The organism is Pelagibius sp. CAU 1746 (genome assembly GCF_039839785.1).
Lineage (GTDB): Bacteria > Pseudomonadota > Alphaproteobacteria > Kiloniellales > Kiloniellaceae > Pelagibius.
The window spans coordinates 843911-868402 of the sequence record NZ_JBDOQT010000001.1; the positions used below are offsets into that span (position 1 = coordinate 843911).

Genomic DNA, 24492 nt, shown 5'->3' on the forward strand with positions numbered 1-24492 from the left:
GTCGCGGCCCCGATACCCCTGGACAGCAAGGGATCGCCGGAGACCGCGCCCCCTGGAAACCCAGCCGCGCCAGGGGGATACAGAAGGACAGCAAGAGACGGACGGAAAGGTAATGGCGGAAGAACATCTTAGCTTTCAGGCCGAGGTCAGCAGGCTTCTCGACATCGTCGCCCACTCGCTTTACTCGGAGAAGGAGATCTTCCTCCGGGAGCTGATCTCCAACGCCTCCGACGCCTGCGACCGGCTGCGCCACGCGGCGCTCACGCAATCGGACCTCTTGGGTGACGACACCTCCTTCAAGATCCGCCTCAAGGCCGACCCCGCCGCCAAGACCCTGACAGTCGCCGACAACGGCATCGGCATGAACCGCGAGGAGCTGATCGAGAATCTCGGCACCATCGCGCGCTCCGGCACCGCCGCCTTCGTCCAGCAGCTGGAGAGCAAGGCCGAGGGCGCCAACCTGATCGGCCAGTTCGGCGTCGGCTTCTACTCGGCCTTCATGGTGGCCGAGAAGGTCGAGGTCTCGACCCGCCGCGCCGGCGAGGACAAGGGCTGGAAGTGGAGCTCCGACGGCAAGGGCGAATTCACCGTCGCCGAGGAGGCCGACGCCCCGGCACGCGGCACCCGCATCGTCCTGCACCTGCGCGAGGCGGATACGGAGTATCTCGACCCCGCGCGCCTGCGCCGGATCGTCGCCACCTACTCCGACCACATCGCCGTGCCGGTGGTGCTGGAGTCGAGGAAGGAAGACGAGGCCGACGAGACCCTGAACGCCGCCTCGGCGCTGTGGACCCGGCCCAAGAGCGAGATCACCGAGGAGCAATACAAGGAGTTCTATCACCACGTCGGCCACACCTTCGACGACCCCTGGCTGCGCCTGCACTTCAAGGCCGAGGGCGTGATGGAATACACCGGCCTGCTGTTCATTCCCTCGCAGAAGCCCTTCGACCTCTTCCACCCCGACCGCAAGGCCGGCGTGCGCCTCTACGTGAAGCGCGTCTTCATCACCGACGACTGCTCGGAGTTGCTGCCGCCCTATCTGCGTTTCCTGCGCGGCATCGTCGATACCGAGGACCTGCCACTGAACGTCAGCCGCGAGCTGCTGCAGAACAATCCGCGCCTCGCCAAGATCCGCCAGGCGATCTGCAAGAAGGTGCTGGGCGAACTGAAGAAGAAGGCGGAGAAGGCGCCCGAGGACTATGCCACCTTCTGGAACGCCTTCGGCGCGGTGCTGAAGGAAGGCCTCTACGAGGACGGCCAGCAGCGCGAGAATCTGCTGGAGCTGGCGCGTTTCCGCTCCACCACCCGCGACGGACTGGTGAGCCTCGCCGACTACGTGAAGGAGATGAAGCCGGGCCAGGAGGCGATCTTCACCATCACCGGCGACGACCCCGAGGCGCTGGCGAAGAGTCCGCAGCTCGAAGGTTTCGCCGCCAAGGGCGTCGAAGTGCTGCTCCTGAGCGACCCGGTCGACGACTTCTGGCTCTCCACCGTGCCCGGCTACGACGGCAAGCCCTTCAAGTCGGTGACCCGCGGCGGCGTCGACCTGGAGAAGATCGGCGACGAGGGCGAAAAGAAAGAGGGCGAAGAGGACAAGAAGGAAGCGGCCGACCCGGCGATCGATTCCCTCATCGCCTTCGTGAAGCTGACGCTGAAAGACGCGGTGAAGGACGTGCGCGCCTCCAAGCGCCTGACCTCCAGCCCGGTCTGCCTGGTCGCCGACGACGGCGACCTCGACATGCATCTCGAACGGATGCTGAAAGCGCAGCACCAACTCGACACGACGTCCTCGCGCATCCTGGAGGTCAATCCCGGCCACGCGCTGGTCAAGGCGCTGGCCGGGCAGGTCGGCAAGGACGGCGCGGGCCAGACGGTGGAGGACGCGGCTTGGCTGCTGCTCGATCAGGCGCGCATCATCGAGGGCGAGCCGCTGCCCGATGCGGCGGCCTTCTCGCAACGTCTCTCCAAGCTGGTGGAAAAGGGACTGCTGGCGGGTTAGCGCGCGCCTCTCCTTAGTCCACTCAGCCTCCCCTTAGTCCACTCAGCCTCCCCTTAGTCCACTCAGCCTCCCCTTAGTCCACTCAGGATGTCATCCCGGCCAAGCGGGCAGCAGCGAGCGCGAGCCAGGATCCAGGGGCAGGTGACGGAGCGCTTGCCCTGGACCCTCGGGTTACGCCCGAGGGTGACGATTGGAGTGGGCAGGGCAAACTTAGAGTGTGTAGGGCAGGTGTTCGGCCGGTCATGGGTGTCGGCGCTTGCGCGCGGCACTATCCCTCCGCGCCGTCCAGGTCGATCATCGCGGCGCCGATGATCGGTCCGCCGCGGCCCTGCTGCACGATGACGGCACAGCCGCCGCGGCCCTCGGCGCGGGCGGCGGCCAGGTCCAGCGGGAAGCTCTTTTCTTCGCCGGCCCAACTCCCCAGGGCCGTCAGCTCGCGCACCACGTTGCTGTTGGTCAGCGCGCGGCCGCTGTTCTCGCCACGCGCCACGTCGGTACGGTGGCTGTCGTCGAAGGTGACCAGCCACACCGTGGCGCCGCCGGCCGGCGCGGTTCCGGCGGAGAGCAGCACCCGGCCGCCGTCGCTCTCGTCCAGGGTCACGGTCACGGCCGCCGCGCTCTTGGCGGAGTCCTCGATGGCGCGGGCGACGGCGCGGCGCTTGCTGCCCACCACGTCGTGACGCCCGTCCACCACGATCTGCGGCGTGTAGATGTAGCGCAGGCCCAGCTTGGCGGCGTAGTCGCGCTGGCGCTCGGTGTACTGCGCGGCGGCGAAGGGATCTTTCCAGCCGATGTAGTCCCAGTAGTCGACGTGGAACGACAAGGCCAGGACGCCCGGTTGCGCCGCCAGCTCGCCCAGCAGCTCGTCGGCCGGCGGGCAGGAGCTGCAGCCCTGGGAGGTATAGAGCTCCACCACCACGGGGCGCTTGGCGCCCGTGCCCTCGGCCAGTTGCAGCGGCTGGTTGTCCTCGGCGGCGGCTTGGCTCTCGCGGGCCGGTTCCGCCACCCAGAGGGCGAGGCCCGCCGCGGCGGCCAGGGCCAGGGCGCTCAAGACGCTGAGCGCGGGGTTTCGGCGTGAGGAGGATCGCGGCGTAAAGGGTCGTGGGTTCATGGGGAAGAACGTTACGGAGTTCCACGCTCACGGGCCAGTCACGTTCGGGTGACGGTCCGGTCAGGATATTGCCTTGATCGCGGACGGAATTCCTGCGGCCTTAGCCGCCGCGGACCACGCGGACCTCGACGTCCATGTCGATGAAATCTTCGGCGGTGCCGTAGTAGGTACCCTGCAGGGGCACCGCCTGGAAGGGTTCGCGCGCCACGGCGACGCGGATCAGGTTGGCGCCGCCGACCAGGCCGTTGGTCGGATCGAACTCCACCCAGCCGGCGCCGGGCAGGTAGACCTGCACCCAGGCGTGGGTGTCGCCGGCGCCGCGGATCGGATCGTCCGGCTTTGCGTCCTGGACCGCGCCGCCGGGCAGGGTCTCGTCCAGCGCCGGATCGTAGAGGTAGCCGGAGACGAAGCGCGCCGCCAGGCCCAGGGCGCGCACCGCGCCCATCATGAACATCGCCAGATCGCGGCAGGTGCCGGCGCCCTTCTCCAGGGTCTCCACGGGCGTCTGGGTCCCCAGGGAATAGCGCCGGGAGTAGCTGAACCCTTCGTGGATCGCCTTGGTGATGTTGACCAGCAAATCCTGGGTGCCGACCTGTCCGCCGCCGTTGAGAAACCCCTTCGCCCAGGCGTCGATCTTGCGCTCCGGGTCCGGGTAGTCCCGCTCCACGGAACGCCCCAGGTCCGCAATCTCCTCGGCCGGATAGCTGAAGGGGTAGGTCTGGGCGTAGGGCTCGATGACGAAATCCGGGTTCTCCAGGCCGAAGTGCTCGATGACGATGCGGCTCTCGAAGCGCAGTTCCTCGGCCGCCTCCTCGAAGGAGGCGATGGCGATGGAGTTGGAGAAGACGTCGTGCATCCAGCGCACCTCCGCCGCCGGCGAGATGGTCAGGGCCGATTCGGCCAGGCGCAGGTCGTGGCTGTCGCGCGGGCGGAACATCAGGCGGTGCTCGCCGAAGCGTACCGGCCTGCGGTAGCGGTAGACCGTCGTATGCGTGACCGTCAGGAGAGTCATAGCGGCAGCGGAGCCATAGCCTCGTTCGTTGGGGTGCCGCGCGCGGCCGCAAGGTGCGGCCCCCGGAGAACGGCGCGGCGATCCTAACGGAAAGCTGCAAGTTCCCTCAAGATGTTGTAGGACATGGCCGGGATGCCACTGGCAATTGGTTTGACGCCCCTTGCGACGCGCGGAGCGCGTGGGGGGTGCGGCCGCCCGTGCCGGACTCCTTCTTCCTTAGGGCTTCTTCAGCGCTCCTTCAGGGCCTCTTCATCAGGATTCTCGCGATGATCTATCTCCTGCGGCACGGCGAAACCGAATGGAACCGCGAGGGGCGGCTGCAGGGCCACCGTGATTCGCCCTTGACCGAACGCGGCCTTTCCCAGGCGGTGGCCATGGGCGGGGCGCTGCGCCGGGCGGCCGGCGAGGCGTCCGGGTTCACCCTGGTCTCCAGTCCCCTGGGCCGGACGCTGGCCACGGCGCGCTGCGTCGCCGCGGTCATCGGCAGCGACCCGGCGGAGATCGTCGAGGAGCCGCGCCTCATGGAGCACGGTTTCGGCTCCTGGGAGGGTGAGATTTTCGCTGAGGTCGAGGACCTCCATCCCGACGAGTGGCGGGCCCGCGAGGCCGACAAGTGGAACTATCGGGTGCCCGGCGGCGAGAGCTACGCGCTGGTGGCCGAACGGGTCGGCGCCTGGCTTGCCGAGCAACCGGAAGACGCGCGGCTCATCGTCGTCAGCCACGGCCTCGCCGGGCGCGTCCTGCGCGCGCTCTACAGCGGTGCGCCCAGCGGGGATGTCTTCAAGATGGCCGAACCCCAGGACGCGCTGTTCCGGCTCAGCGGCGGGACGATCGAGAGCCTGCCGGCATCGCTCGGCGCGCTGGCCGGATAGTCCGCCTTGGGTGAGCCGCGGCGGAGCCCGGCCCTATCCTTTGGCGGTAGCCCCCTTGCGGGGTTTCCCCGAAAGAGCGCTGTTGTATGCTTGAGGCGGGACGGTCGCCGGCGGATTCGCCTTTGCGGCCCGGGGGAGAGGATCTTCCAAGGAGAGGACCTCCCAAAAGGTGGGGAAGAAGGCCGATGGAAGCGGCCGCGGATCTGACATTGTGGGAGTTCCTGGCGCTTTACGCCGGGGAGCACGGCCTCGCCGGTTGCATCGGCGCCGGGGGGCATCAGGTGCTCTATTGGGGCAACCGCCTGCGCAGTTCGGGAAGCCTCCGGTTCAGGGTGTTGGTTTACTCCGTCCTCTACACCGTCACCGGCAGCGGCGTCGGCCACTTCGTGGGCAGCGACGGCGGCAGCACACTGCTGGCGCTGGGCGCCGGGTTCGGCTGGCCCGCCTTCATTCAGTCGATCAACGCGGCCAAGCAGATCAGCCAGCGTTTCTTCGGCGGCGAGGGGGGCGATAGCCCTGCCGGGGCCGCCGGCGCGGGGGGGAGCTGAGCCATGGTCTTCCTGGTCATGACCCTGCTGCTCATTCTCTTCCTCGCCTTCGCCGTGGATTTCCTGTTGACCGAGGAAGAGGTGAGCAAGTGGCGCAAGGCGACCAAGGAACTCCGCGGCCGCTTCAGGGAGCTCGACGTCTTCGCCGCGACCGAAGCGTCCAATCAATGGTTCCTCGGCCTCTTCAAGGCAATCTACGGGGCGCGCTTCTTCTCGCGCCGCCGCCTGGTGGCCTCGTTTCTTTCCACCCTGCTGGCCATGGTGCTGGTCGCCTACGTGCTGCAGATCTTCGCCGAGCCCGGCTTCCATATTCTGCTGCGCGGCATGGCCAGCGGAATGGTGGTCCTGACGGTCATCAACCTCATCGCCGACTTCCTTTCTCTGCAGGAAACCTTCTGGATCATGCGGTGGAGCCAGGGGCGCGGCTTCCTGGGAATCCTCTTCCTGTCGCTGTTGGATTTGCTGCTCACCACCCTGATCTACGCCCTGACCGTCGGCGTCATCTTCAGCTTCGCCGAGAGCCATGGGGATATCTTCGAGCCGCTGCTCGATCTGCTGGGCGAACCGGATTTCACGCCGGTCGACGACCTGATGGGGATCGGCGGATTCCTGGTCATCCTGGGGGTTTCGACCTACGTCACGTCGTTCCTGTGGATTTGCTTCGTCGGTTCGGCCTTCCTCCTGCGCATCCTGCAACTCGCTTCGCCGGCCCTGCAGCGCCTGATCAGCATCATCGGTGCCTCCGAACGCCCGGCCTTTGCCGTCGCCGGCTTCCTCTGCGCCCTGGTGTCGATGACCTATGGCGCCTCGCAGGCGGTTCTCTGGGCCAGCGATCGCTTGCTTTAGCGCGCGCCGGGCAAGTCTCCGCGGCAGCTTCTCCCGAAACTACGCTCTAAAGTTGTATTTTCCGCGACGTCCTTGCCGAGGAGGCGGGCCCAAAGGGAAGGTTAACCTCTGGAAAGTAAAATCGCCGGCGCAGCACGCCTGCAGCACGCATGCCTGCCGCACGAGGGTCAGCAGTACGCGCCGGGGCAATGTCGGAACAGCGAAACGTCGAGGCCGCCGGGCAGTCCGGTGAAGGCCTCTCCGGACAATTGGAGTTTCTGGGCGATCTGAGCAGACGCCTGGCGGCGGCGGGCGATCCCGCCGCCCTGCTGGATGCCGCCCTGGCGGCGTCGCCGCAGCCGGGCGGCAAGGCCTTTGACCGGGCGCTGCGCGGGATCTCCGAGCTCGCCCTGGCCAATGCCGCGCTGCGCGAACGCCTTGCCGAGCAGAGGCAGCTCAGCGGCAGCCTGGAGATGGCGGCGGATCTGCAGCAGAGCCTGCAGCCGCAATGCACCGCCGGGCACCAGCCGATCTGGGGCGTCAACCTGCCGGCGCGCAAGCTGTCCGGGGACTTCTTCGATTTCTACCGCCTCGACGAGGCGCGCATCGCCTTCGCCTTGGGCGACGTCTCCGGCAAGGGCCTGAACGCCGCCCTGTTGATGGCCAAGACCATCAGCCTCTTCCGCTGCCTGGGCAAGCGCATCGACGCCCCGGGCGACCTGCTGGAAGCCATCAACGCCGAGCTTTTCGAGACCGCCTCGCGCGGCATGTTCGTGACCATGGTCGCCGGCCACTACTGGCTCGCCAACGGCAAGGTCTGCCTGGCCAACGCCGGGCACCAGCCCCCGCTGCTGCGCCGCCGCGACCGCAGCTACGCTTCCTTCGAGGCCTCGATGCCGCCGCTCGGCATGTTGCCGTCCAACCGGCCGCGCGAGGAGCATATCGACCTCGACGGCGGCGAGCTCTACGTCTTCTCCGACGGCCTCACCGAATACCGCTACGAGAGCGGCGAGGAACTGGGCGTCGACGGCTTGGTCCTGCTCATCGAGTCCCTGGCCGAGGCGCCGCTCGCCCAGCGCCTGGAAGCGCTGCTGGCGACCCTGGATCAGGACGGCGGCTGGGAAGCCCGCGACGACCTGACGGTGCTGGCCATCGACGATTCCTGGGTCTCCGCGGAGGCCGGCCTCGAGGCGCCCGCCCGGCGGCAGGAGGCGCCATGACCGCGGTGGCCGTCACCACGCCCGAGGCGGAATACCTGCTGGAGCTGCGCATTCCGGCGCGCAGCGACCGCATGGTCATGGTGCGCGACCTGGTGCGCAGCGCCGCGCGTTTCTGCGGCTTCGACGAGGCGGGCGCCCACGACATCGTGCTGGCGGTGGGCGAGGCCTGCCAGAACGTCATCCTGCATGCCTACGAGGGCCGCGGCGACGGTCCCATCCTGCTCGACATCCTGCAGAACGCGGACAGCATCATCCTGCGCGTCACCGACTTCGGCCCGGCCGTCGCGCCCGCGGCGGTCCAGCCGCGCGCGCTGCGCGACCTCCGGCCAGGCGGCCTCGGCACCTACTTCATCCAGAACCTGATGGACACCACGGACTTCGGGCGCTCGCCCAGCGGAGTCGGCAACGTGCTGCAGATGTCCAAGAAAAAGGATCCCTCCAAATGAGCGAAGCGGTCCGTGAAGTGAACGGCAATCTGGTGGTGAGCCTCACCGGAGAGATCGACCTGGACCGGGCGCCGGAGGCGCGGCGCCTGCTGCTCGACTGCGTGAAGCGCAGCAAGGACGTCCTCGTCGACCTCTCGGCGGTGACCTACATCGACAGCTCCGGAATCGCCAGCCTGGTCGAGGCCCTGCAGTGGGCCAAGCAGCGCGGCACCGGCCTCTGCCTCGTGGCGGTCAGTCCCCAGGCCTTGCGCGTCTTCGAGCTGGCGCGCCTCGACACGGTCTTCGCGATCCATCCGGACCTCGCCACCGCCCTGGCGGGCGAAGCCTAGGAGCCGGCAATGCAGCGGGTCGCGGAAGGTATCGGCAAGGGCGTCGCGCGCGGCGCGGAGGAAGTCGGCTTCGCCGGCGCGCTTTTTTTGGAAGCCGTGCTCTGGGCCGTGCTCGGCCCGGCGCGCCGCCAGCCGGTGCGCCTTGCCGCGGTGGTCGCGCAGATGATGCAGATCGGCGTCGAGGCCCTGCCCATCGCCACCGTCCTGGCAGCGACCATCGGCATGATGCTGGCGATCCAGAGCCTCTACAGCCTGGGGCTCTTCGGCGCCGAGTCCTTCGCCACGGTGGGCATCGCGCTCTCGGTGGTGCGGGAGTTCGCGCCGCTGATCGTCGGCATCCTCGTCGCCGGGCGTTCGGGCTCGGCGCTGGCGGCGCGCTTCAGCACCATGATGATCAACCAGGAGGTCGACGCCCTGCGCGTCATCGGCGTCTCGCCGGTGCGCTTCCTCGTGGCGCCGGCGCTCTTCGCCATGATGATCGTGGTGCCCTGCCTGACCATGTGGGCGAACATCGTCGCGCTCGGCGCCGCCGGTCTCTTCGTCACCGCGGAGCTGGACATCAGCCTCGCCGCCTACGCCGCCGACGTGGTGGCCTCGCTCTCCGTCAACGACCTGGCGCACGGCTTGGGCAAGAGCGTGCTCTTCGCCGCGCTGGTGGCGCTGGTCTCGGCGGTCAACGGCGCCCTGGCCGACGGCGGTGCCGAAGGCGTCGGCCGGCGCACCACCCGCGCCGTGGTGCAGTCCATCGCCGCGATCATCGTGGTCGACATGATCTTCGCCTTCGTCGTGACCGCGGGGTAGGCCCATGGCAGCCGTCGCTCAGGAAACCCCGCTGCTGGAGACGACCCGGGACGCGGTCGTCCGGGTCCAGGGCCTGCAGGCGCACTACGGCGCCCGGCAGGTGCTGCACGATATCGATCTGACGGTGGCACCGGGCGAGATCATGGTGATCATGGGCGGCAGCGGCTCCGGCAAGTCGACCCTGCTGCGCCATCTGGTCGGCCTCATGCGCCCGACCGCCGGCCGCGTCGAGCTGCTGGGCACGGACATCGCCGGCGCCCCGGTCAGGGAGCTGCAGCGCCTGCGCCGGCGCATCGGCGTCGCCTTTCAGGGCGGCGCGCTGTTCAGCTCCATGAACGTGCTCGACAACATCATGCTGCCGCTGCGCGAGCACACGCGGCTGGACCGCAAGACCATGGAGATCATGGCCCGCCTGAAGCTGGAGGTGGTGAACCTCGCCGGGGCCGGGGCGCTGATGCCGGCCGAGCTGTCCGGCGGCATGGTCAAGCGCGCGGCCGTGGCGCGGGCCATCGTCATGGACCCGGCGCTGCTGTTCTTCGACGAGCCTTCGGCCGGCCTGGATCCGGCCGTTTCCTCGGCGCTGGATGACCTCATCCTGAAGCTGCGCGAGGCCATGAACATGTCCATCGTCGTGGTGACTCACGAACTGGAAAGCGCCTTCAAGATCGCCGACCGCATCACGGTGCTGGACCAGGGGCGCATCCTCCTGGTCGACGACGTCGCGGGTATCCGGCGCTCCGGCAACCCGCGTATCCAGAACCTTCTCAACCGCCGTGCGGAAAGCGCCGAGGTGGATGCAGAGGCCTACCTCCGGCGGCTCACCGGCGAGGCGGGGCCTGCGGACGGCCTCCATCCGCCTGTCGCCGGATCGGGCGGCAAGAACCAAGACGCGGGAGCGGTATAGAATCATGCGGCATCAGGGATTGAACTACGCCGCCGTCGGCGGTTTCGTCACCGCCATGGTGGCGGCGGCCATCGGCGCGACGGTGCTGCTCAGCGGCGGCACGGGCCCGCGCGACAGCTACTCCCTCGTCTTCGACAATGTCGCCGACGTGAAGTTCGGCACCCAGGTGCGCTACGAGGGCTTTCCCGTCGGCCAGGTCGAGTCCATCGAGCCCATCGTCGAGGACGGCGCCACGGTCTTCCTGCTCGAGGTCTCGGTCGAGGAGGGCTTCGTCATCCCCGCCGACAGCGTGGCGCGGATCCATAGCTCCCAGTTCCTCGGCGCCAAGACGGTGGAGATCCAGCGCGGCAGCGCCGCCACCGCGCTGCAGCCGGGCGCCCGCATGGCTTCGGCCCCGGCCGCCGACATGTTCGCCGCCATGGCCAGCGTCGCCGGCCAGGTGAACGAGCTGTCGCGCGAGGGCCTGAAGCCGCTGCTCGACAGGCTGACCGCCTTGGTCGACAACGCCAACCACCTGCTCGACGACGGCGTGGCGCCGATGATCGGTTCGCTCAACGCCGTGGCCGAGGACACCCGCGGGCGGGTGCCGGAGATCACCGGCGAGCTGCAGGCCTTCCTGCGGGAGCTGAACGTCACCCTCGCCTCGGTGCAGCAGCTCCTTTCGGAGCGCAACGTGGCGGAGGTGCAGCAGACGGTGGAGAACGTGAATACGGTCTCCCAGGATCTGGTCGCCATCACCCAGACGGTGCGGGGGACGCTGGTCCAGCTCGACGGCATCGTGACCGCGCTGGAGGACGTCGTCGACAACAACCAGGGCAACGTCAACGCCGCCCTCGACGACACCCGCTACATCCTGCGCTCCATCGCCCAGAACATCGACAGCATCAATCACAACCTGGCGGGCACGTCCCGCAATATGAACGAATTCAGCCGGCTGATCCGGCAGAACCCGAGCCTGCTGCTGGGCGGCTCGGCGCCCGAGGAAGTGCGCGTCGAGACGCCGTCTGCCAATTCCCGGGCCACCAGCTCCCGGTCACGGGGGGACAACTGATGAAGCGCCTGATCCTTCTCGCCTGCGCCGCGCCGCTCCTGGCCGGCTGCCTCGGCTCGGCGCCGCCGGTGCCGCGCGACCACTACTACCGCCTGCTGGTGCCGACTCCCGAGCAGGGCGCCGCCGGGGTGCCGTTGGCCGGGATCATGACGGTGGAGCTGCTGCAGGCCGACGGCCTGCTGCGCGAACGCCCGCTGCTGTACAGCGAGAGCGGCGAATCCTACGAGCTGCAGCAGCACAGCTACCACTATTGGAACGACGCGCCGCCGCGCATGCTTCAGGACCAGATGGTGACCTACCTGCGGCGCAGCGGCATCTGCAGCCAGGTGGTCACGCCCGACGTGCGCATCCGCGCCGACTACCAGGTCAGCGGCAAGGTGCGGCGGCTTGAGCGGCTGCTCGGCGGCGGGCCGCCCAGGGTTTTCGTGGAGATCGAGTTGGCCCTGCTGCGGCTGACCGACGACCGGGTGCTGGTGGTGGAGACCTTCAGCGCCGAGGAGCCGGCGGAGGACGGGTCGGTGGAAGCCTCCATCGTCGCCCTGAACCGCGCCACCGCGCAGGTCTTCGACCGCTTCCTCTCGCAGGTCCGCCGCGCCGCCGCCCAGGCCACTGCTCAAGTCCCTGCCCAGGGCTTTGCCCAAGACCCTGTGAAGCGTTAGCGGCTTCGGCCGCGAAGCGTCAGTCCCGTATTTCCCGGCACAAAAAAGAAGCACACCGGCCGCCGCCGGCGGTCTTTGCGCGTTTCAGTGCTTCCCTTAACGATTCATTAACCCTAACCTACGTAAGCAGGCCGCATCCGCCATCACCGGCAATGTTCAGACCACTCCCGCATTTCACCGGGATCACATTTGGGGAAAAGAGTATGACAGTGACGAAGACGCAACTGGCCGACGCCTACGCCAAGGCTTTGACCAAGGCACTCGGCGATCAGTGGGGCGAGTTCAGCCGCCGGGACGCCAGCAAGCTCCTCGATGCGCTCTGGCCGGTCATGTCGGATCTTGCGCTGAAGGACACCAAGAAGACCGTGCCGGGCAGCGTGCCGATGGGCCACCTCGGGCGTCTCAAGATGCGCTTTAAGCCGGCGACCAAGGCGCGCAAGGGCACCAACCCCTTCACCGGCGAGGCCATGACCTTCAAGGCCAAGCCCGCGACCCTGCAGCCGCGCTTCACCGCCGGCAAGGCGCTGAAGGACGAGGCCGCCAAGCATTCCAAGAAGCTGAAGTAAGCTGCTTCAGGCTTCCGGAGCCTTCTTGGCTCCAATGAAAAAGGCCCCTGCCGTCGGCAGGGGCCTTTCTCGTTTTGGGCGCCCGTTTTGTAGCGGGCCTGTGAAGGCCCGGCTTATGCCGCCTTCATCAGGTTGCGCAGCACGTAGTGCAGGATGCCGCCGTTCTTGTAGTACTCCACCTCGTCGGCGGTATCGATGCGGCAGAGCACCGGCACCTGCTCCGACGAGCCGTCCGGGCGGTGGATGGTCAGCGTCAGCTCCATGCGCGGCTTGATGCCCCCGGCCACGCCGGTGACGTCGAAGGTCTCCTCGCCGGTCAGCTTCAGGCTCTCGCGGCTGGCGCCGCCGGTGAACTGCAGCGGCAGCACGCCCATGCCCACCAGGTTGGAGCGGTGGATGCGCTCGAAGCTTTCCACGATCACCGCCTTGATGCCCAGCAGGCGCGTGCCCTTGGCCGCCCAGTCGCGCGAGGAGCCGGTGCCGTACTCCTTGCCGCCGATGACCACCAGCGGCACGCCCTCCTCGGCGTACTTCATGGCCGCGTCGTAGATCGGCATGGTCTCGCCGCCGGGCAGGTGCCTGGTGAAGCCGCCCTCGACGCCCGGCACCATCTCGTTCTTGATGCGGATGTTGGCGAAGGTCCCGCGCATCATGACCTGGTGGTTGCCGCGCCGCGCGCCGTAGGAGTTGAACTCCAGCGGGCGCACCTGGTGTTGCAGCAGGTAGTCGCCGGCCGGGCTCTCCTTCTTGATGGAGCCGGCCGGGGAGATGTGGTCGGTGGTGATCGAATCGCCCAGCTTGGCCAGGGCGCGGGCGCCGGTGATGTCGCCCACCGCCTCGGGCTCCGCCTTCATTTCCTCGAAGAACGGCGGATACTGCACGTAGGTCGAGGCGGAGTTCCACAGGTAGGTCATGCCGGAACCGGCGTCGATCTGGCGCCACTCCTCCGGGCCCTCGAAGACGTTGGAATAGCGCGCCTTGAACATGGCCGGGGTCAGCACGTCGCCGATCACCTGGCTGATCTCCTGGTTGGAGGGCCAGATGTCCTTCAGGAAGACCGGGTTGCCGTCCTTGTCGTTGCCCAGCGGATCGTTCAGCAGATCGACCTTCAGCGAGCCGGCGATGGCATAGGCGACCACCAGCGGCGGCGAAGCCAGGTAGTTCAGCTTCACCATGGGGTGGACGCGGCCCTCGAAGTTGCGGTTGCCGGAGATCACCGCCGAGACAGAGAGATTGCCCTTGTCGATGGCGTCCTGGACCGGCGCGTCGAGGGGGCCGGAGTTGCCGATGCAGGTGGTGCAGCCGTAGCCCACCAGCTCGAAGCCCAGGGCGTCGAGATGCTCCTGCAGGCCGGCGGCCTCCAGGTAGTCGGTCACCACTTGGCTGCCCGGCGCCAGCGAGGTCTTGACCCAGGGCTTGCGGGTCAGGCCCTTCTCATTGGCCTTCTTGGCCAGCAGGCCGGCGGCGACCAGCACCGCGGGATTCGAGGTGTTGGTGCAGGAGGTGATGGCGGCGATGACCACGTCAGCCGGGTCCAAGGTCTCGTCCCCATTGCTTCCTGAAGGGCCGGCCAGGGGCTGCGACTCGCCGCCGCCCATGTCGGCCAGGGCCTTCTCCGCCGAGGCCTTGACGCCGGACAGGGCAACGCGGTCCTGCGGGCGCTTGGGGCCGGCCAGGCTGGGCTCGACGCTGCCGAGGTCCAGCCCCAGGGTGTCGGTGAAGACCGGGTCGGGGGTCGAGGAGTCGCGCCACATGCCCTGGGCCTTGGCGTAGGCTTCGACCAGCGCCACGCGCTCCGGGTCGCGGCTGGTGAAGGTCAGGTAGCGGATGGTCTCCTCGTCGACCGGGAAGATGCCGCAGGTGGCGCCGTATTCCGGGGCCATGTTGCCGATGGTCGCCTGGTCGGCCAGGGACAGGTGGTCCAGGCCGTCGCCGTAGAACTCGACGAACTTGCCGACCACGCCCTTGGCGCGCAGCATCTGCACCACGGTCAGCACCAGGTCGGTGGCGGTGGTGCCTTCCTTCATCCGGCCGGTCAGCTTGAAGCCGACGACCTCGGGGATCAGCATGGAGACCGGCTGGCCCAGCATGGCCGCTTCGGCCTCGATGCCGCCGACGCCCCAGCCCAGCACGGAAAGGCCGTTGACCATGGTGGTGTGGCTGTCGGTGCCGACCAGGGTATCCGGATAGGCGACGGTCTTGCCGTCCTCGTCCTTGGTCCAGACCACCTGGGAAAGATACTCGAGATTGACCTGGTGGCAGATGCCGGTGCCCGGCGGCACGACGCGGAAGTTGTCGAAGGCGGTCTGGCCCCAGCGCAGGAAGGAGTAGCGCTCGCCGTTGCGCTCGAACTCCATCTCCACGTTCTTCTTGAAGGCGTCGTCGCTGCCGTAGTTGTCGACCATGACCGAGTGGTCGATGACCAAGTCGACCGGCGACAGCGGATTGATCTTCTTGGGGTCGCCGCCCAGCTTCTCCAGCGCCTCGCGCATGGCGGCCAGGTCGACCACGGCGGGCACGCCGGTGAAGTCCTGCAGCAGCACGCGGGCCGGACGGTAGGCGATCTCGCGGTCGGAGCGCTTGTCCTTCAGCCACTGGCCGATGGCGCGGATGTCGTCGACCGTGACGCTGTTGCCGTCCTCGTAGCGCAGCAGGTTCTCCAGCAGCACCTTCATGGAATAGGGCAGGCGGGAGACGTCGCCGATCTCGGCGGCCGCGGCCTCCAGGCTGTAGTAGCTGTAGGTCTTGCCGCCGACCTCGAGGTCGCGGCGGGTCTTCAGGGTATCTTTGGAAGGCATGAGCATCTCTCCTTCGGTTGCGTTGGGCCGCCGGAAAACCTTCCTACCGTCTCTGCCGGTTTGGCAGTTGCGGCAGGCTGGGGTACCGGCGTGCCCCGCGACCGGTTGCGACCGTCTCGCGGGAGCTCACGTTTGGGAATATGGGCGATAAAATACTCGCCGCCAGCGACTTGTCCATGCCGTTTTACGGGGATCAGACCCCCCGGAAAGTCGCGGCTTCCGGGGGGTGAGGCCCCGTCGGTTCCAGGGCCGGGCGGTCAGCCCCCTTTGACTCAGATAGCCCGGGCCAGGAAGGCGCCGGCGGCTTCCAGCACCGCCGGGCGCTGCTCCAGGTGGGGCTGGTGGCCGCAAGCGGGCAGGAAGACGGTCTCCACCGGACCGGCGGCCCCGGCGGCCCCAGCGGTCCCAGCGGCGATGAGGGCGATCTGGTCGGCGCTGCCGTAGGCGTCGTCCTCGCCCTGGATCGCCAGGACGGGGCAGGCGATGCGGGGCAGATCGGCGCGCATCTCGCAGGCGTCGAAGCCCGGGCGCAGCCAGGTTTCGGTCCAGGCGCGCCACAGGTCCTCGGCGCCGTCGCCGTGATAGCGGGCGAGGCGGCGGCGGATCTCCGGGGCCCGCGGGTCGGCCTCGGCGGCGCGGATGCCGGCCAGGGTCACCTCCTCGACCGTCACATGCGGGGCCAGCACGATGCAGGCGGCCACCTGCTCCGGAAAGGCGGCGGCGCACATCAGGGCGATAGTGGCTCCGTCGCTGTGGCCGAAGAGGACTGGATGCTCGATGCCGCTTGCGGCCAGCACCGCGGGCAGCACCACCTCGGCCTCGTGGCGCAGGTAGTCGCCCGGGCGCGGCAGGGTGAGCGGCGCGGAGCGGCCGTGGCCCTGGCGCTCGTAGACCAGCGCCGGCAGGCCGCTGGCGGCGGCCAGGTCTTCGGGAAATCCCTTCCACTGGCCGATGGAGCCCAGCGCCTCGTGCAGGAACACCAGGGTCGGACCCCGGCCGGCATCGCCGATGCGCCGGGCGGATAGGCGCAGCTCGCCGTTCGGCAGGGAGAGATCGAGGAAGAGATTCTCGCGGGCGGAGGAGGCGACGGTTTCCGAGGGCATGGCTTCTGAGGGCATCGCGGGAGCTAAGGTAACGGGACGACTAGAAGATATCCTTGTTCTCGCGCACCTCGTCCTTGATGAAGTCGATGGTCTCGCGGATGCGGCGCAGGGCGGCGGTGTTCTCGTGGGAGACGATCCAGAAGGTGCGGGTCAGGGAGAAGGTCTTGCGCAGCACCGGCTGCAGACCGCTCTGCTGGCCCGCCAGGAAGTCGGGCAGGATGCAGATGCCGGCGCCGGCCAGGGTGGCGTAGAGCTGGGCGATGAGGTTGGAGCTGGAAATCTGCGGCACCACCTTGCGCCCGAAGTTGGGCATGTAGTCCAGCTTGGGATCGAAGATCAGGTCCGGGATGTAACCGATCATAGCGTGGTGGGACAGATCCTCCAGGCCGCGGATCGGCGGGTTCTCCTTCAGGTAGTCGGGCGCCGCGTAGAGCCGCAGCTGATAGTCGGTGAGCTTGGCGGCCAGCAGGCGCCCGGAGGTCGGCCGGGTGACCGCGATGGTCAGGTCGGCCTCGCGCTTGGCCAGGCTGAAGATTCGCGGCATGGCCACAAGCTGCAGCTCCAGCTTGGGATGGCGCCGCGCCAGCTTGTGAATGCGCGGGGCCAGGAAGAAGCTGCCGAAGCCGTCGGGAGCGCCCAGGCGCACCACGCCCTCCAGCGACTCGTCGCGGCCCTGCACCTGGGCCTGGGCCTGCAGGGTGGTGACCTCCATGGCCTCGGCCGAGGGCAGCAGGCGCTGGCCCATGTCGGTCAGGCTGTAGCCCTTTGGATTGCGGTCGAAAAGCTGGGCGTCCAGGTCGGTCTCCAGGGCGCGGATGCGCCGCGCCACGGTGGCGTTGTCGACCTTCAGGCCCTTGGCGGCGGTGGTCAGCTGCCCGGTCCGCGCCACCGCGAGAAAGAACTTCAAGTCGTCCCAGCGCATCGTCTCGCCTTCTGCCGGATCGGGCCTCAGCCTGGCGGCGCCGGCCGCCGGTTCCATCGGGCTGGGTAACTCCGGTCTACTGCAATCGTCGGGAGCAGGTTCACGGGGCCGAAGGGTCGCCCGCGGCGATTTCAGCCGGCCCCGATCTGCTATAATCTTTGCGTTCTTGCGATCTATGCTCGCCGCATTGTTGCAGAAATGCAAAATGAAAATGACAAAATGGCGGTTTAGGCGCATAGAAGAATGTACTACGCAAGACAGCCGCTGTTTTGGCGGATCGAGAGATCGCAGGTGAATTGAAGCCGGGCGCGCCGGGCAGGCGCGGCGCAAACGGTCGCAGCGCAGTCGGGAGGACAGCCAAGGTGCAGGAACTCACACACTTCATTGGCGGCAAGCACGTCAAGGGGACGAGCGGACGTACGGCCGAGGTTTTCAATCCTGCGACCGGCGAGGCCGAGAAGCTGGTGCCGCTGGCCAGCGAAGAGGAGATGGCCGCCGCCGTCGCCAACGCCAAGGAAGCCCAGCCGGCCTGGGCCGCGGTGAACCCGCAGCGCCGCGCGCGGGTGCTGATGAAGTTCGTCGAGCTGCTGCACCGCGACATGGACAAGCTGGCCGAGGCGCTGTCGCGCGAGCACGGCAAGACCTTCCCCGACGCCAAGGGCGACGTGATCCGCGGCCTCGAGGTCGCCGAGTTCTGTTTCGGCGTCCCGCACCACCTGAAGGGCGAGTACACCGGCAACGCCGGCCCCGGCATCGACATCTACTCGGTGCGCCAGCCGTTGGGCGTGGTGGCGGGCATCACGCCGTTCAACTTTCCGGCGATGATCCCGATGTGGAAGTTCTGCCCGGCCATCGCCGCGGGCAACGCCTTCATCCTGAAGCCTTCGGAGCGCGATCCCTCGGTGCCGCTGATGCTGGCCGAGCTGATGATGGAGGCGGGCCTGCCCGCCGGCATCCTCAACGTCGTCAACGGCGACAAGGGGGCGGTGGACGCGATCCTCGACCATCCGGACATCATGGCCGTCGGCTTCGTCGGCTCGACGCCGATCGCCGAGTACGTCTATACCCGCGGCTGCGCCAACGGAAAGCGCGTGCAGTGTTTCGGCGGCGCCAAGAACCACATGATCGTCATGCCCGACGCCGACCTGGACCAGACGGTCGACGCTCTGATCGGCGCCGGCTACGGCGCGGCGGGCGAGCGTTGCATGGCCATCTCCGTGGCCGTGCCGGTCGGCGAGAAAACCGCCGACGCCCTGATGGAACGTCTCATCCCGCGGGTCGAGAGCCTGAAGATCGGCCCCTACACCGCCGGCGACGACGTCGACATGGGCCCGCTGGTCACCGCCGCGGCGCGCGACCGCGTCAAGGGGCTGGTCGACAGCGGCGTGGCCCAGGGCGCCGAGCTGGCCGTCGACGGCCGCGGTTTCTCCATGCAGGGCTACGAGAACGGCTTCTTCATTGGCGGATGCCTCTTCGACAAGGTGACCACCGACATGGACATCTACAAGGAAGAGATCTTCGGCCCGGTGCTCTCGGTGGTGCGCGCCAAGGCTTACGACGATGCCCTCGACCTGACGATGAACAACCCTTATGGCAACGGCACGGCGATCTTCACGCGCGACGGCGACACGGCGCGGGATTTCTGCGATCGCATCAACGTCGGCATGGTCGGCGTCAATGTGCCGATCCCGGTGCCGCTGGCCTACTACACCTTCGGCGGCTGGAAGGCCTCCGGCTTCGGCGACCTGAACCAGCACGGCCCCGACGGCTTCCGCTTCTACACGCGGACCAAAACGGTGACCTCGCGCTGGCCCTCCGGCGTCAAGGAAGGTGCGGAGTTCTCGATCCCCACCATGAAGTAGGGCCCATCTCTGGAAATTGGGCTGCGGGCGAGGAGCGAAGGAGACAGTTACAAGAGGGGAGGTTATCTCGGGAGCTTAGGACCCCCGCGCGTTCTGGGAGGACGCGCCGGCAACCCAGCCCTAGAGTATTGATTTTTCGGTCAAAGACCGCATAGGCTTTTACAGCTTTCCGGGCGGGAAAACCCGCAACAAAACGAACGAAAAACGGAAAGCAACAAGGGAGGCTCGGCTACGTGATGGTGCAACCATCGGAGCTGTGCGCGAAACTGGCGCCCCGCCGGGGCGCCGAAGCGGCGTCTGCGCAGCGCCGCAACGGATCGTCGGCCCGACGGAGCGTCAGGCCATGAGCGCGGCGCCCAGGACCGAGGGGATGCCGCCGCCGGACATCGACACTTTTCCCAAGCTGCTGGAGTATCAGCGCAAGACGCGGCCCGGCGCGCCGTCGATCCGCGAAAAGGACTTCGGCATCTGGCAGACCTACACCTGGGGCCGGGTCGCCGAAGAGATTCGCGATCTCGCCGCGGGACTGTTCAATTTGGGCGTTCAGCGCGGCGACAAGGTTGCCATCGTCGGCGACAACCGTCCGCGTCTCTACTGGACCATGACCGCAGTGCAGGCCATCGGCGCGGTGCCGGTGCCGCTGTACCAGGACTCCGTGGCCGAGGAGATGACCTACGTGATGGAGCACGCCGAGGCGCGCTTTGCCGTGGTCGAGGACCAGGAGCAGGTCGACAAGCTGCTGGAAGTGAAGGAGCGCTGTCCACGGCTGGAACAGATCGTCTACGATGAGCCGCGCGGCATGCGCCACTACACGCAGCCCTTTCTGCATCACTTCGACGCGGTGCAGTCCGATGGGCGCGACTACAACAAGATCCACGGCGAATTCTACGACCGGGAGATCGCCAAGAGCAAAGGCGCCGACACGGCGATCATCCTCTATACCTCCGGCACCACCGGCAAGCCGAAGGGCGTGATCCTCAGCTTCGACAACGTCATCAAGACGGCGGCCAACGGCGTGAGGCTGGAGCATCTGACGGCCGCCGAGGAGACCATGGCCTATCTGCCCATGGCCTGGGTCGGCGATCATATCTTTTCCTACGGCCAGAGTTACGTCGCCGGCTTCTGCGTCGCCTGCCCGGAATCCAGCGCCACGGTGATGCAGGATCTGCGCGAGCTGGGGCCGACCTATTTCTTCGCGCCGCCGCGGATTTTCGAGAACATCCTGACCACGGTGATGATCCGCATGGAGGACGCCGGCTGGCTGAAGCGCCGGATGTTCCGCTATTTCATGGAGGTCGCCCGGCGCTGCGGCACGCGCATTCTGGACAAGAAACCGGTGAGCGCCGGCGACCGCCTGCTCTATGCCCTCGGCAACCTGCTGGTCTACGGCCCCCTGAAGAATACCCTGGGCTTCACCCGCATCCGCCTGGCCTACACGGCGGGCGAGGCCATCGGCCCCGACATCTTCGACTTCTACCGCGCGCTGGGCGTGAACTTGAAGCAGCTCTACGGCTCGACCGAGGCGAGTGTCTTCATCACCATCCAGCCCGACGGCGAGATCGCCGCCGACACCGTCGGCAAGCCGGCCATCGACGTGGAGATCAAGATCGCCGAAAGCGGCGAGGTGATGTTCCGCAGCCCCGGCGTCTTCGTCGAGTACTTCAAGAACCCGGAAGCCACGGCCGAGACCAAGACGCCCGACGGCTGGGTGCTCACCGGCGACGCCGGCTTCTTCGACGACAACGGCCACCTCAAGATCATCGACCGCGCCAAGGATGTCGGGCGCCTCAACGACGGCGGGCTCTTCGCGCCGAAGTACGTGGAGAACAAGCTGAAGTTCTTCCCCGACATCAAGGAAGCGGTGGCTTTCGGCCACGAGCGTGACTTCTGCGCCGCCTTCATCAACATCGACCTGGTGGCGGTCGGCAGTTGGGCGGAACGCAACAACGTGCCCTATGCCAGCTACCAGGAGCTGGCAGAGCACCCGCAGGTCATCCAGACCATCAAAGCTCACATCGAGCGGGTTAACCGCGACCTGGCCGCGGACCCGCGGCTGGCGAGCAGCCAGATCCGCCGCTTCCTGGTGCTGCACAAGGAGCTGGATGCCGACGACGGCGAGCTGACGCGCACCCGCAAGGTGCGCCGCGGCTTCATCGCCGAGCGCTACCAGCCGCTGATCGAAGCACTCTATTCCGGCGCCGACAGCGCCTACATCGAGACCGAGGTCACCTTCGAGGATGGCCGCAAGGGCATGATCAAGGCCGACCTGCGGATCGTCGACGTCGAAACCGCGCCCGTGAGCCCGGCCATGCAGAAAGCGAGCTGACGGTGATGGTGCTTCTCTCCATTTCCGCCCGGCATCGCAAGACGCCTGCCTTTCCACGGCTGTCACCCTCGGGCTTGACCCGAGGGTCCATGGTGCCCTCCGCACGGAGGGGTGAAGCGTCGGGATGGATGCTCGGGTCAAGCCCGAGCATGACAAGCGGTGTGTTGAGCAGGGGGCGTGGCGTATGACCTACGGCGACAAGCAAATCGGCGACACCTTGCTGAAGGTCGACAACATCACGCTGTCCTTCGGCGGCGTGAAGGCGCTGACCGACATTTCCTTCGAGATCCGCGAGCACGAGGTCCTCGCCATCATCGGCCCCAACGGCGCCGGCAAGACCTCGATGCTGAACGTCATCAACGGCTTCTACCACCCCCAGCAGGGCCGCATCATGTTCCGCGGCGCCGAGCGCCGGGCCATGCGCCCGCACCTGGCCGCCAAGCAGGGCATCGCGCGCACCTTCCAGAACGTGGCGCTGTTCAAGGGCATGTCGACCCTGGACAACATCATGACCGGGCGCGTCTTGAAGATGAAAAGCAACATCTTCCTGCAGGCGCTCTACTGGGGCGCCAACCAGCGCGAGGAGATCGAGCACCGCGAGGTGGTGGAGAAGATCATCGACTTCCTGGAGATCGAGGCAATCCGCAAGACGCCGGTGGGGCGTCTGCCCTACGGCCTGCAGAAGCGCGTCGAGCTGGCCCGGGCGCTGGCCATGGAGCCGGACCTGCTGCTGCTCGACGAGCCCATGGCCGGCATGAACGTGGAGGAGAAGGAGGACATGTGCCGCTTCATCCTCGACGTGAACGACGAGTTCGGCACCACCATCGCCCTCATCGAGCATGACATGGGCGTGGTGATGGACATCTCCGACCGGGTGGTGGTGCTCGACTACGGCCGCAAGCTGGCCGACGGCTCGCCCGACGAGGTGCGCGCCAACCAGGACGTCATCGATGCCTACCTCGGCGTCAGTCATTAGGGAGATGCCGGGATGAATGCTTCAGCCATGCGTGTCGGGGCTTGGGTGCTGCTGGTGCCGCTGCTGATCGCCGCCATCGGTCTCGGCCTGCAGGGAATGGCAATGCTGAGCAGTTCCCTGTTCTTCGATTGGGCGTTTTACCTGGAGGTCCTGACCGCCGGCCTGCTGCAGGGCGTGCTCTACTCCCTGGTGGCGCTGGGCTTCGTGCTGATCTTCAAGGCCTCGGGTGTCTTCAACTTCGCCCAGGGCTCCATGGTGCTCTTCGCCGCGCTGACCATGGTTGGTTTCATCGAGATGGGCCTGCACTGGACCCTGGCCTTCATCCTGGCCGCCGCGGCCATGGTGGTGCTGGCCATCGTTATTGAGAAGGCGGTGCTGCGGCCCATGGTGAACCAGCCGCACATCATCCTCTTCATGGCCACCATCGGCATCTTCTACTTCCTCGACGGCTTCGGGCAGTTGTTGTGGGGCTCCGACGTGAAGGTCCTGGACATCGGCATTCCGAAGGACGGGATAACGATCCTCACCGGCGTCTTCGAATACGGCATTCAGATAAACTCCTTCGACCTTGTGGCCGCCTTGGTGGGCGCCGCCCTGGTCGCGGTGCTGGCGGTTTTCTTTCAGTACACCCGGGTCGGCCGCGCCCTGCGCGCGGTGGCCGACGACCATCAGGCGGCACTTTCGGTCGGCATTCCGCTAAAGACCATCTGGGCCATCGTCTGGTCGGTGGCCGGCATCGTCGCGCTGGTCGCCGGCATCATGTGGGGCTCCAAGGCGGGCGTGCAGTTCTCCCTGGCGCTGATCGCGCTGAAGGCGTTGCCGGTGCTGATCCTCGGCGGCTTCACTTCGATCCCCGGGGCCATCGTCGGCGGCCTCATCATCGGCGCCGGCGAGCAGGTGGCGGAGGTCTTCCTCGGCCCGCTGGTCGGCGGGGCGGTGCAGGACTGGTTCGCCTACATGCTGGCGCTGGGCTTCCTGCTGTTCCGGCCGCAGGGCCTGTTCGGCGAAAAGATCATAGAGCGGATCTAGACACCATGTTTTATCGCGAAGCCGGACAGTTCAAGACCAGCTACGGCGCCGACCAGGCGATCTTTCCCATCCGCCAGGACCGCCTCGGCCTGCTGCTGCTCGGTCTCGTCGCGCTCTTCGCGGTGCCGGCGCTGGCCAACGACTACTTCCTCACCACCATCTTCGTCCCCTTCCTGGTCTTCGCCATGGCGGCCCTGGGGCTGAACCTGCTGACCGGCTACTGCGGCCAGCTCTCGCTGGGCACCGGCGGCTTCATGGCCTGCGGCGCCTTCTTTTCCTACAAGCTGGCCACGGCCTTTCCCGAACTGCACGTGGTCGTGGTCTTCCTCTTGGCGGGGCTCGGCACCGCCGGCGTCGGCGTGCTCTTCGGCCTGCCCTCCCTGCGCATCAAGGGCTTCTATCTGGCCGTCGCCACCCTGGCCGCGCAGTTCTTCCTGGTGTGGGTGTTCAACAAGTTTCCCTGGTGGACGAACTACAGCCCTTCCGGGGTCATCTCGGCGCCGCCGCTGGAAGTGCTCCCGGGTTACTTCGTCACCGGAAACGAGGCCAGCCCGGCCACCAAGTACGTCTTCCTGCTGGTCTTCGTCGCCGTTCTGGCGCTGGTCGCCAAGAACCTGGTGCGCAGCCGCACCGGGCGGTCCTGGATGGCGATCCGCGACATGGACATCGCCGCGGAGATCATCGGCATCCGGCCGCTCTGGGCCAAGCTCTCGGCCTTCGCAATCAGCTCCTTCTACATCGGCATCTCAGGCGCGCTCTGGGCCTTCGTCTACACCGGCTCGGTGGAGGCGCTGGCCTTCCAGATCGACCGCTCCTTCCAGGTGCTCTTCATGGTCATCATCGGGGGGCTGGGCTCGATCCTCGGCTCCTTCCTGGGCGCGGCCTTCATCGTGCTGCTGCCGATCCTCTTGAATAACGCGCCGGCGGCCCTCGGCCTGCACATCTCGGTCGAGCTGGTCTCGCATCTGGAGTTCATGATTTTCGGCGCGCTCATCATCTTCTTCCTCATCGTCGAACCGCACGGCCTGGCCCGGCTGTGGCAGATCGGCAAGGAGAAGCTGCGGCTCTGGCCGTTCCCCTATTGATCTGTCTTCGCGCCGCCGCTGGCCAGCGGCAGGGGGCGATGTTAGCCT

At 67.3% G+C, this 24492-nt stretch carries 22 protein-coding genes; 17 read left to right on the forward strand and 5 right to left on the reverse strand.

The annotated features are described in order from the left end of the window. Positions 1–112 precede the first annotated feature (112 nt). Positions 113–1999 carry a molecular chaperone HtpG gene (htpG, locus tag AAFN88_RS03945; protein WP_347518341.1) on the forward strand — a complete coding sequence of 629 codons (1887 nt, stop codon included), beginning with the start codon at positions 113–115 and terminating at the stop codon, positions 1997–1999. A gap of 268 nt (positions 2000–2267) precedes the next feature. Here the strand turns inward: htpG and AAFN88_RS03950 are convergent, their stop codons facing one another. Next, a complete protein-coding gene (locus tag AAFN88_RS03950) occupies positions 2268–3050 on the reverse strand; it encodes a DUF1223 domain-containing protein (protein ID WP_347518343.1) in 783 nt (260 codons plus the stop codon). Between the two features lie 160 nt (positions 3051–3210). Then, positions 3211–4122, reverse strand: coding sequence for a transglutaminase family protein (locus AAFN88_RS03955; RefSeq protein ID WP_347518345.1), 912 nt, complete (start codon positions 4120–4122; stop codon positions 3211–3213). A 266-nt stretch (positions 4123–4388) separates the two neighbouring features. Here AAFN88_RS03955 and AAFN88_RS03960 point away from each other — a divergent pair, with 266 nt between their 5' ends. The 11 genes from AAFN88_RS03960 to AAFN88_RS04010 all read left to right on the forward strand — a co-directional run bounded on the left by AAFN88_RS03960 (position 4389) and on the right by AAFN88_RS04010 (position 12343). After that, on the forward strand, positions 4389–4994 hold the full coding sequence (locus tag AAFN88_RS03960; RefSeq protein WP_347518346.1) for a histidine phosphatase family protein: 606 nt from the start codon (positions 4389–4391) through the stop codon (positions 4992–4994). Positions 4995–5179: 185 nt separating this feature from the next. Next, on the forward strand, positions 5180–5542 hold the full coding sequence (locus AAFN88_RS03965) for a hypothetical protein (protein ID WP_347518348.1): 363 nt from the start codon (positions 5180–5182) through the stop codon (positions 5540–5542). 3 nt (positions 5543–5545) lie between these two features. Then, positions 5546–6388: a hypothetical protein gene (locus AAFN88_RS03970; RefSeq protein ID WP_347518350.1), complete on the forward strand. Its 843-nt coding sequence runs from the start codon at positions 5546–5548 to the stop codon at positions 6386–6388. A 188-nt stretch (positions 6389–6576) separates the two neighbouring features. Beyond that, positions 6577–7587, forward strand: a complete 1011-nt coding sequence (locus AAFN88_RS03975) for a PP2C family protein-serine/threonine phosphatase (RefSeq protein ID WP_347518351.1) — start codon at positions 6577–6579, stop codon at positions 7585–7587. After that, the gene (locus tag AAFN88_RS03980) at positions 7584–8033 is read left to right on the forward strand and encodes an ATP-binding protein (protein ID WP_347518352.1); all 450 of its coding nucleotides are present in this window, start codon (positions 7584–7586) and stop codon (positions 8031–8033) included. Before AAFN88_RS03975 ends, AAFN88_RS03980 begins: the two co-directional genes overlap by 4 nt. After that, the gene (locus tag AAFN88_RS03985; RefSeq protein ID WP_347518354.1) at positions 8030–8362 is read left to right on the forward strand and encodes an STAS domain-containing protein; all 333 of its coding nucleotides are present in this window, start codon (positions 8030–8032) and stop codon (positions 8360–8362) included. The genes AAFN88_RS03980 and AAFN88_RS03985 overlap by 4 nt, the downstream gene beginning before the upstream one ends. A 9-nt stretch (positions 8363–8371) precedes the next feature. Further along, positions 8372–9163, forward strand: a complete 792-nt coding sequence (locus AAFN88_RS03990) for an ABC transporter permease (RefSeq protein WP_347518355.1) — start codon at positions 8372–8374, stop codon at positions 9161–9163. A gap of 4 nt (positions 9164–9167) precedes the next feature. Next, positions 9168–10067 (forward strand): ATP-binding cassette domain-containing protein, encoded by a 900-nt coding sequence (locus tag AAFN88_RS03995; RefSeq protein WP_347518356.1) that lies wholly within the window; start codon positions 9168–9170, stop codon positions 10065–10067. A gap of 4 nt (positions 10068–10071) precedes the next feature. Next, a complete protein-coding gene (locus AAFN88_RS04000) occupies positions 10072–11118 on the forward strand; it encodes an MlaD family protein (protein WP_347518358.1) in 1047 nt (348 codons plus the stop codon). Next, complete coding sequence (locus tag AAFN88_RS04005) at positions 11118–11777, forward strand: ABC-type transport auxiliary lipoprotein family protein (RefSeq protein ID WP_347518360.1); 660 nt, start codon at positions 11118–11120, stop codon at positions 11775–11777. The genes AAFN88_RS04000 and AAFN88_RS04005 overlap by 1 nt, the downstream gene beginning before the upstream one ends. Positions 11778–11980: 203 nt before the next feature. Then, on the forward strand, positions 11981–12343 hold the full coding sequence (locus AAFN88_RS04010; protein WP_347518362.1) for an HU family DNA-binding protein: 363 nt from the start codon (positions 11981–11983) through the stop codon (positions 12341–12343). Positions 12344–12456: 113 nt separating this feature from the next. Here AAFN88_RS04010 and acnA read toward each other — a convergent pair whose 3' ends face one another. From acnA to AAFN88_RS04025, 3 genes are all read right to left on the reverse strand, one after another. After that, entirely contained in the window at positions 12457–15141 is a 2685-nt protein-coding gene (gene acnA, locus AAFN88_RS04015; RefSeq protein WP_347518364.1) for an aconitate hydratase AcnA, read from the reverse strand. 272 nt (positions 15142–15413) lie between these two features. Then, the gene (locus tag AAFN88_RS04020) at positions 15414–16244 is read right to left on the reverse strand and encodes an alpha/beta hydrolase (protein ID WP_347518365.1); all 831 of its coding nucleotides are present in this window, start codon (positions 16242–16244) and stop codon (positions 15414–15416) included. Positions 16245–16284: 40 nt separating this feature from the next. Further along, positions 16285–17223 (reverse strand): LysR family transcriptional regulator, encoded by a 939-nt coding sequence (locus tag AAFN88_RS04025; protein WP_347518367.1) that lies wholly within the window; start codon positions 17221–17223, stop codon positions 16285–16287. 305 nt (positions 17224–17528) lie between these two features. Here AAFN88_RS04025 and AAFN88_RS04030 point away from each other — a divergent pair, with 305 nt between their 5' ends. From AAFN88_RS04030 to AAFN88_RS04050, 5 genes are all read left to right on the forward strand, one after another. After that, on the forward strand, positions 17529–19028 hold the full coding sequence (locus tag AAFN88_RS04030) for a CoA-acylating methylmalonate-semialdehyde dehydrogenase (RefSeq protein WP_347518369.1): 1500 nt from the start codon (positions 17529–17531) through the stop codon (positions 19026–19028). Positions 19029–19371: 343 nt separating this feature from the next. After that, positions 19372–21354 carry an AMP-binding protein gene (locus tag AAFN88_RS04035; protein ID WP_347518371.1) on the forward strand — a complete coding sequence of 661 codons (1983 nt, stop codon included), beginning with the start codon at positions 19372–19374 and terminating at the stop codon, positions 21352–21354. A 184-nt stretch (positions 21355–21538) separates the two neighbouring features. Then, positions 21539–22330 (forward strand): ABC transporter ATP-binding protein, encoded by a 792-nt coding sequence (locus AAFN88_RS04040; protein ID WP_347518372.1) that lies wholly within the window; start codon positions 21539–21541, stop codon positions 22328–22330. Between the two features lie 12 nt (positions 22331–22342). Beyond that, positions 22343–23359: a branched-chain amino acid ABC transporter permease gene (locus tag AAFN88_RS04045; protein ID WP_347518374.1), complete on the forward strand. Its 1017-nt coding sequence runs from the start codon at positions 22343–22345 to the stop codon at positions 23357–23359. 5 nt (positions 23360–23364) lie between these two features. Further along, the gene (locus AAFN88_RS04050; RefSeq protein WP_347518375.1) at positions 23365–24444 is read left to right on the forward strand and encodes a branched-chain amino acid ABC transporter permease; all 1080 of its coding nucleotides are present in this window, start codon (positions 23365–23367) and stop codon (positions 24442–24444) included. Positions 24445–24492 lie beyond the last annotated feature (48 nt).